Annotated in this window: 8 protein-coding genes; 5 read left to right on the forward strand and 3 right to left on the reverse strand. The window is 57.9% G+C overall.

What is annotated here, in order from left to right; genetic code table 11:
- Together L692_RS27420 and L692_RS0100520 are read left to right on the forward strand one after the other, a co-directional pair.
- Positions 1-368, forward strand: a 368-nt coding sequence (locus L692_RS27420) for an ATP-binding cassette domain-containing protein (RefSeq protein ID WP_036721160.1), incomplete at its 5' end; no start/stop codon positions are given.
- Positions 349-2,181: an ABC transporter ATP-binding protein gene (locus L692_RS0100520; RefSeq protein ID WP_025696208.1), complete on the forward strand. Its 1,833-nt coding sequence runs from the start codon at positions 349-351 to the stop codon at positions 2,179-2,181. The genes L692_RS27420 and L692_RS0100520, both read left to right, overlap by 20 nt.
- Positions 2,182-2,225: 44 nt before the next feature.
- On the opposite strand, the gene L692_RS0100525 is transcribed toward L692_RS0100520, so the two are convergent.
- From L692_RS0100525 to L692_RS0100535, 3 genes are all read right to left on the reverse strand, one after another.
- Complete coding sequence (locus L692_RS0100525; protein WP_025696210.1) at positions 2,226-2,648, reverse strand: DUF1801 domain-containing protein; 423 nt, start codon at positions 2,646-2,648, stop codon at positions 2,226-2,228.
- A gap of 43 nt (positions 2,649-2,691) precedes the next feature.
- Positions 2,692-3,855, reverse strand: coding sequence for an acyltransferase family protein (locus L692_RS0100530; RefSeq protein ID WP_025696212.1), 1,164 nt, complete (start codon positions 3,853-3,855; stop codon positions 2,692-2,694).
- 75 nt (positions 3,856-3,930) lie between these two features.
- Positions 3,931-4,236 carry a DUF2627 domain-containing protein gene (locus tag L692_RS0100535; RefSeq protein ID WP_025696215.1) on the reverse strand — a complete coding sequence of 102 codons (306 nt, stop codon included), beginning with the start codon at positions 4,234-4,236 and terminating at the stop codon, positions 3,931-3,933.
- A gap of 188 nt (positions 4,237-4,424) precedes the next feature.
- Between L692_RS0100535 and lpdA the strand changes: the two genes are divergently transcribed.
- The 3 genes from lpdA to L692_RS0100550 all read left to right on the forward strand — a co-directional run.
- Positions 4,425-5,846 (forward strand): dihydrolipoyl dehydrogenase, encoded by a 1,422-nt coding sequence (lpdA, locus tag L692_RS0100540; RefSeq protein WP_025696217.1) that lies wholly within the window; start codon positions 4,425-4,427, stop codon positions 5,844-5,846.
- A 308-nt stretch (positions 5,847-6,154) separates the two neighbouring features.
- The gene (locus L692_RS0100545; RefSeq protein ID WP_025696219.1) at positions 6,155-7,180 is read left to right on the forward strand and encodes a thiamine pyrophosphate-dependent dehydrogenase E1 component subunit alpha; all 1,026 of its coding nucleotides are present in this window, start codon (positions 6,155-6,157) and stop codon (positions 7,178-7,180) included.
- A 3-nt stretch (positions 7,181-7,183) separates the two neighbouring features.
- Positions 7,184-7,946: alpha-ketoacid dehydrogenase subunit beta (locus L692_RS0100550; RefSeq protein WP_025696222.1), on the forward strand; the 763-nt coding region annotated here is incomplete at its 3' end.

The raw sequence follows: 7,946 nt of genomic DNA on the forward strand, positions 1-7,946 counted from the left end.
ACGGCTACGACACGAGGCTCGGGCAGCGGGGGGTCAATCTTTCGGGCGGGCAGAAGCAGCGGCTCGGCATCGCCAGAGCGCTTGTCCGGAAGCCCTCCATCCTGATTCTTGACGACAGCACAAGCGCCCTTGACGCGGTGACCGAAGAAGCGCTGCTGGAAGCCCTGCGAAGCCTGTCCTGCACGACATTCATGATTACGCAGAAGATCAGCTCGACGCTGGATGCTGACCTGATTCTGCTGCTTGATGAAGGACGGCTGATCGCAAAGGGCAGTCACAGCGAGCTGCTGGCGGACTCGGGCTTGTACCGGAGCATATGCGAGTCGCAGAGCGGAAAGGAGACGACACATGTTCAGAACCTTACTTGAGCCGTTCCGCCATCCGCGGCCCGTCGTCGAGCTGGGAGAAAGCAGGGGATTATCGTCGGGACGGAAGCCTAAAGCGCCCGGCGCGAAGGATTGGTCCAGCACGCTGCGGCGGCTGTGGAGCTACCTGGCCGAGCGCCGTGTCAAGCTGATCCTGGTGCTGCTCATGGTCGTCTGCAGCTCAGGCCTCTCGCTGCTCGGACCGTTCATGATCGGCCGGGCGGTGGACCGCTACCTCGAAGGCGGGGGCAGCCATTGGGGGCTCTTTTTGACGGGGCTGGGCGCGGTTTATGTCCTGTATTCCCTTACGAGCTGGCTGCAAAATATATGGATGATCGAAATTTCCCAGGAAACGGTGTACCGGATGCGGACCGAATTGTTTGCCCATCTGCACCGGCTGCCGATTTCCTTCTTCAACCGGCGGCAGCAGGGCGAAATTATGAGCCGCCTGACCAACGATATTGAGAATGTCAGCTCCAACCTGAACAGCTCGGCCATCGACATCTTCTCCGGCGTGCTGACCTTGGTCGGTACGGTATCCGTCATGCTGTGGCTCAGTCCCCTGCTGACCCTGCTTACCTTCATTGTGGTGCCGCTAATGGCTCTTGGGATGCGCTGGATTACGCGGCGGACGGGGCCGCTGTTCAAGCAGCGGCAGCGGAATATGGGGGAGCTGAACGGCTATATCGAGGAGACGCTGTCGGGCCAGCGCGTGATCAAGGCGTTCGGGCAGGAGCAGCGGGTCATCTCGGGCTTCCGGGACCGGAACAGCCGGATTATGCTCTCCGGGTTCTGGGCGCAGTCGATCTCCGGGTTCATTCCGAAACTGATGAACGGGCTTAACAATCTGAGCTTCGCCATCGTCGCCGGATTCGGCGGGATGCTGGCGGTGCGCGGCTCCATTACGGTCGGGGTCATTCTGGTCTTTGCGGAATACACACGCCAGTTTACCCGGCCCCTGAACGATCTGGCCAATCAATGGAACAGCGTGCTGTCCGCGGTTGCTGGAGCCGAGCGGGTATTCGAAGTCCTGGATGAGAGAGCGGAGGCCGACGATGAGAGCGGCGCGGCTTCGGCCCGGCAGATCCGGGGCGGGGTGAAGTTTCAGGGCGTTTCTTTTTCCTATAATGGAGAGACCGACACCTTAAGCGACATCAGCTTCGAGGCGAAGCCCGGCGAGACGATCGCGCTGGTTGGTCCGACCGGAGCGGGCAAGACGACGCTGATCGGGCTGCTGTCCCGGTTCTACAATCCGTCCGGGGGAACCATTGCGATTGACGGCCGGGATTTGGCGTCCATCCGCAGAGAAAGCCTGCGCAGCCAAATGGCGTTCGTGCTGCAGGATATCTTCCTGTTCAAGGGAAGCATACGGGACAATATCCGCTACGGAAGGCTGGACGCCTCCGATGAAGAAGTGGAACGGGCGGCCAGATTGGCCAATGCCCATTCCTTCATTATGCGTCTGCCGGGAGGGTATGACCGGATGCTGTCGGTTGAAGGCGGAGGAATCAGCCAGGGGCAGAAGCAGCTGCTTGCCATCGCCAGGGCGATTCTGGCCAATCCGGCCATGCTGGTGCTGGATGAAGCGACCAGCAGCATCGATACCGTAACCGAGCTGAAAATACAGGAAGGTCTGCAATCCTTGATGAAAGGCCGCACCAGCTTTGTCATCGCCCACAGGCTGAGTACGATTCGCCAGGCGGACCGTATTCTTGTGCTCCGCGGCGGCAGGCTGGTTCAGCAGGGCAGCCATGAGGAGCTGATGGACCAGGGAGGGTTGTACAGCGAGCTGGTCAGGGGCGGAGTGAAGGCATAAATCATGGCCGTAATTTCCGGGCCGCGTACTTTTTTAGCCGGAATTCACTCGCCGGGATAAGTCTTGTTCAGAAAGGCTACCGATTGCTCGATCAGCGCTTTTAACACCTGAGCGTTGACATCGGCCAATTTATTGATATACACGCAGCCTTTTCCCGCTGTATATTTTCCGAAATCCGCGAGCAGAGCCTCGCGTTCGGGGTTATAGGCAGCCAGATAAAGGCTGATCTTGGCCTTTCGCGGGGAGAAGCCGACGAGCGGCGCATCGCCTTCGTGGCCCGTGGCATATTTATAATGATAGGACCCGAAGCCGATAATGCTCGTTCCCCACATTTTTGCCGGGAATCCGGTCGTTTCCGTGAAAATATCGAGCAGCCTGTACGCGTCTTCGCGCTTTTGGGGATGCTCCACATTCTCGATAAATTCGATGACACTGTTGTCGTTTTCTTTCGTCTTCAGCTCGTACATAGGGAAGCTCCTTTCACGTTCCGAACCGGAACCGGCAGTAATATTAAACGGCTTCTTTCGCTTCCTTCAGCTTGCGGAGGGGGCGGCTTGTCCATTTTCGGCCCAGCGCCATGGAAGGCTTCTCGATACAATAATACGACAGGCTGGAAGCCAGAAGCGACAGGCATAGAGCGATAGAGAGCGTCGCCCACATGGGCAGCAGATTGTGGAAAGCGTAGATGCAGGAGAACAGCGCCACTGAATGGTACAGATAGAGGCTGTAAGAGATCGCCCCCAGGAACCGGATCGGCTTGTGCTCAAGCAGGCCGGAAATTCGGGGTGAGGACAAGGTGGAAGTAATCAGGATACATACGCCAAGCGCGATGCCCCAATCGGCGGCCAGAGACAGCCAGACTCCGCCCCCGGAGAACAGCCGTTTAACTACAGCATCGCCGATTCCGGCGTAGGTATATACCATCAAACCGGACAACAGCAAGACATATTTCATTGCAACGCTTAACCGCATGACGCTTGAAATGAGATTTACCCGGTATTTGGCAAGCAGGGCGCCCAGAATAAAGAACGAGATATAGTGGAGGGGGAAGTAGAGATTGGAGGAAATGGGATGCGGATTGGCCGGATGCGCCCAATTGTTGAGCAGGAGCGCCGCGCCTGACAAGAGGATGCCCAGAGCCACGTTTGACTTCCAGCCGAATCTCTTGATGAACAGCATGATGAACGGGAAGACGAGGGAGACTCTGAGTTCGACGGACAATGACCACAGAACGGGGTCCAGCGCGTAATCCTTGAAGCTGCCGAGCAGGATGAGATGATCCACAATGAGCCAAAAGGATAAGGGCGTGCTCCACACATCATGAAAAAAACTGCTGAACCCGGAGTCCAGCCCCGGATGATAGAAAGCCAGATACGCGGCAATCGAGAATCCGACCGCTGCAATATAAGGAATATAGATTCTGCACAGCCGCTTGATGAAAAAATGCGGGATATTCACTTTTTGTCCATCGGAGTAAAAGGGCAGCGACAGGACAAAACCGCTCAGGACAAAGAAAAAGATGACCGCCTCGTGTCCAGCCTTGAAGATTCGCAGCGGTGTGTAGTTTAACGCATCCAGCCACAGCAAGCCTGCAAAGATAAAGGCAAAATGATGGACGACGACAGTCAGCGCGGCCAGCCCTCTTAACGAGTCCAACTGATGATATCTTTTCAACAACAGCACCTCCGCGATCTTAATTATTGAAATGAATATCAAGAATATGCGTCTGTGATGGACCGAATAGCAGGATCAGGAAGCGGGCTTGGAGGGCTGCCGAGGTCCGGCCTTGCGCTTCTCTTTAAACCGGGGGCCGATGTAATTCCGCTTGCGGTCCCGGGTCAGAATCCAGCCGCCCAGAAAGCTCATGCCCGCCGCGAACATGACCAGACCTTCGGCAAACAGCAGCCAGGCGAACGCGGGCGCGGCCGTCTTGTCGCCGTGCATCGCCAGATAGTCGAACAGAGCGTCCTTCATCATAAGGAAGCCCTTCATGGCCAAGAGACCGGGCAGCACCAGAATAAGGATGGCAATAAAGCGGGAGAACAGCAGTTTCATAACCGTTTCCTTCCTCTCTATAACCTGTTTAGCACCCTTTCCTCTGACAGCGGGTCGCATTTGTACATTTATGATAACGCTTCGAATTTTAAAAGTCCATGGCGCGAAGGCATTTTGTGATATGGGTAAAAGGGAGTACAATAGAGTGGATATGCGAATGATGCGTAAAAGAACTGGGGGATACATATATGACCATTTCATGTGATGTTGCGGTGCTCGGGGGAGGAACCGGGGGCTATGTGGCGGCGATTCGGGCCGCTCAGCTCGGCAAGTCGGTTGTCGTCATCGAACAGGACAAACTGGGCGGGACCTGCCTGCATCGCGGCTGCATTCCTAGCAAGTCGCTGCTGCGCAGCGCAGAGGTCTACGCGGAGATTGCGGCGAGCGAGGAATACGGGATTGAAATCTCCGGCGTCAAGCTGGCCTTCGGGAAGGTGCAGCGCCGCAAGGAGGCGGTTGTGGAGCAGCTTCATCAGGGCGTCCAGTATTTGATGCGTAAAAATAAAATACAGGTGCTTAAAGGGAAGGGACGGGTAATCGGTCCTTCGATTTTTTCTCCGCGTAGCGGGGCAGTCGCGGTCGAGCTTGAAGATGGCGAGATGGAGACGGTTGTGCCGGTCAACCTCATCATCGCCACCGGATCGAGTCCCCGGGTGATCCCGGGGCTTGAGCCGGACGGGCAGCATATTCTGAGCAGCGAGGAAGCGCTCCGGATGGAGGAACTGCCGGCGTCGATGCTGATCGTCGGCGGCGGGGTGATCGGCGTGGAATGGGCGTCGATGCTGGCCGATTTCGGCGTGCAGGTCACCGTTGTGGAGGCGGCGGAGCAGCTTCTTCCCCGAGAAGACGCCGAGGTGGCCCGGGAGCTGCAGCGTCTGCTGAAAAAACGCGGAGTGACCGTTATGACGGGCGTAACGGTGAATGCGGGCACATGCCGCGTAAGCGGAGAAGGCGTCAGCGTGGAAGTAACCAAGGGCGGCAAGGCCGAGGTGCTGACCGCCGGCAAGCTGCTCGTATCCGTGGGAAGAAAGGCCAATATCCATAACATCGGCCTGGAGAATACGGATGTCCGCTTTGACAAGGGCGTGATCGAGGTGAACGCCAGCATGCAGACCAGCGAGCCGCATATTTATGCGATCGGAGACTGCATCGGGGGACTGCAACTGGCCCACGCCGCGAGCCATGAAGGCATCATGGCGGTCAATCATCTGGCCGGAGAGCGGCTGCATCCTTACCACCAGCACCTTGTCCCCCGCTGCGTATATTCACGGCCGGAGGTGGCGAGCGTAGGGTATACGGAGAAGGAGGCCAAGGAGCTTGGCCATGATGTCGCAACCGGGAAGTTCCCGTTCTCGGCGATTGGCAAAGCGCTTGTGTACGGTTCGAAGGACGGATTCGTGAAGGTCGTTGCCGACAAGGCAAGCGGAGACATTCTCGGCGTGCAGATGATCGGTCCGCATGTGACGGATCTGATCGGGGAAGCCGCGTTGGCCCAGCTTCTGGATGCGACGCCGTGGGAGATTGGCGAGGCGATCCATGCGCATCCCACGCTCTCCGAAATTGTCGGGGAAGCGATGCTTGCCGTGGATGGCAAGGCCATCGGCATTTAAAGCGGCGGCCTGCCGGGGATATCCAGCGCTTCGGCCCGGCCGCTTGGGCACAGGCACACAGCGGCCGCCGGACATTGGCTTGAATAGGCAAACGATCATCAGCGCCCGCATATGGGCCGAAGCGAAAGGGATGCCGAAGCTATTCCCCGACTTTCGGTGTATACGGGCGCTGATCGGCTTTTCTTTTTGAAGTCAAACGCTATATAATAGACTCACACCCGATTAGTACCAGGTTTTAAGATCAGATCAATATACGGTCTGCCTGCCGGTGGCGGGATCGGGCCCAGAACTAAGGAGGTACCTCTACTATGGATACTCAAGGTACTGTAAACAAAGTGAACAGGCATGAACCGCTTGGACTGACCGACGGCCAGGTGATCGACATGTACCGATATATGCTGCTTGCGCGCAAATACGACGAGCGCAGCCTGCTGCTCCAGCGGGCGGGGAAGATCAACTTTCACGTCTCGGGCATCGGCCAGGAAGCGGCGCAGGTGGCGGCCGCCTTCGCGCTCGACCGGGAGAATGATTATTTTCTGCCCTACTACCGCGATTATGCTTTCGTGCTGTCCGTCGGCATGACGACACGCGAGCTGCTGCTGTCGGTGTTCGCCAAGGCGGAGGACCCGAACAGCGGCGGACGGCAGATGCCGGGCCATTTCGGCAGCAAGCGGCTGCGCATCGTTACCGGCTCAAGCCCCGTTACGACGCAGGTTCCCCATGCGGTCGGCTTCGCGCTGGCCGCCAAGATGCAGAAGAAGAAGTTTGTTTCTTTCGTCACGTTCGGCGAAGGCTCCAGCAATCAGGGGGATTTTCATGAAGCGTGCAACTTTGCCGGAGTGAACAAGCTTCCGGTCATTATTATGTGCGAGAACAACCAGTATGCGATTTCGATTCCGGCGCACCGCCAGCTTGGCGGCAAGGTTAGCGACCGCGCGCTCGGCTACGGCTTTCCGGGCGTCCGCGTGGACGGCAATGATCCGCTGGAAGTATACCGCGTCGTCAAGGAGGCCCGTGAGCGGGCGGTGGCGGGTGAAGGCCCGACGCTGATTGAAGCGATGATGTACCGCCTGTCCCCGCATTCCACCTCCGATAACGACCTTGCCTACCGTACCAAGGAAGAGGTCGAGGAGAACTGGAAAAAAGACGGCGTCGCCCATTTCCGGGAATATTTGATGGAGCTTGGCCTGTGGAGCGAGGAGCAGGAACGCGATCTCGCTGCCCAGTATAATCTGGAGCTTAAGGAAGCAATCGAATACGCCGACAATGCGCCGTTCCCGAAACCGGAGGATACGCTGCGGCATGTATACAGCGAATCCGAAGGAGGAGTATAACCTATGGCGATGATGGAATATATCGATGCCATCCGGCTGGCAATGAAGGAAGAAATGGAGCGCGACGACTCCGTCTTCGTTCTGGGCGAGGATGTGGGGGTCAAGGGCGGTGTGTTCACCACGACGAAAGGGCTTCAGGAGCAGTTCGGCGCGGAGCGTGTGCTCGATACCCCGCTTGCGGAATCGGCGATTGCCGGCGTGGCGATCGGCGCGGCGATGTACGGCATGAAGCCGATTGCGGAAATGCAGTATTCCGATTTCATGCTTCCGGCGACCAACCAGATTATCAGCGAAGCGGCCAAAATCCGCTACCGCTCCAACAATGACTGGAGCTGTCCGGTGGTTATCCGCGCGCCGATCGGCGGCGGGATCTTCGGCGGGCTGTACCATTCCCAATGCCCGGAATCGATATTCTTTGGCACGCCGGGCCTGAAGATTGTCGCGCCTTACTCGGCGTACGACGCGAAGGGGCTGCTGAAAGCCGCCGTCCGCGACCCGGACCCGGTGCTGTTCTTCGAGAACAAGAAGTGCTATAAGCTGATCAAAGAGGACGTTCCGGAGAGCGACTATACCGTTCCCATCGGCGAGGCGAACCTGCTGCGCGAGGGAGACGATATTACGGTGATCGGCTACAGCCTGCCGCTGCATTTTGCGATGCAGGCGGCGGAGGAGCTGGAGCGTGAGCAGGGCATAACCGCGCATATTCTCGATCTGCGCACCTTGCAGCCGCTCGACCGCGAAGCGATTACGGCCGCCGTGCGGCGGG

The organism is Paenibacillus forsythiae T98, assembly GCF_000520735.1.
GTDB lineage: Bacteria > Bacillota > Bacilli > Paenibacillales > Paenibacillaceae > Paenibacillus_AQ > Paenibacillus_AQ forsythiae.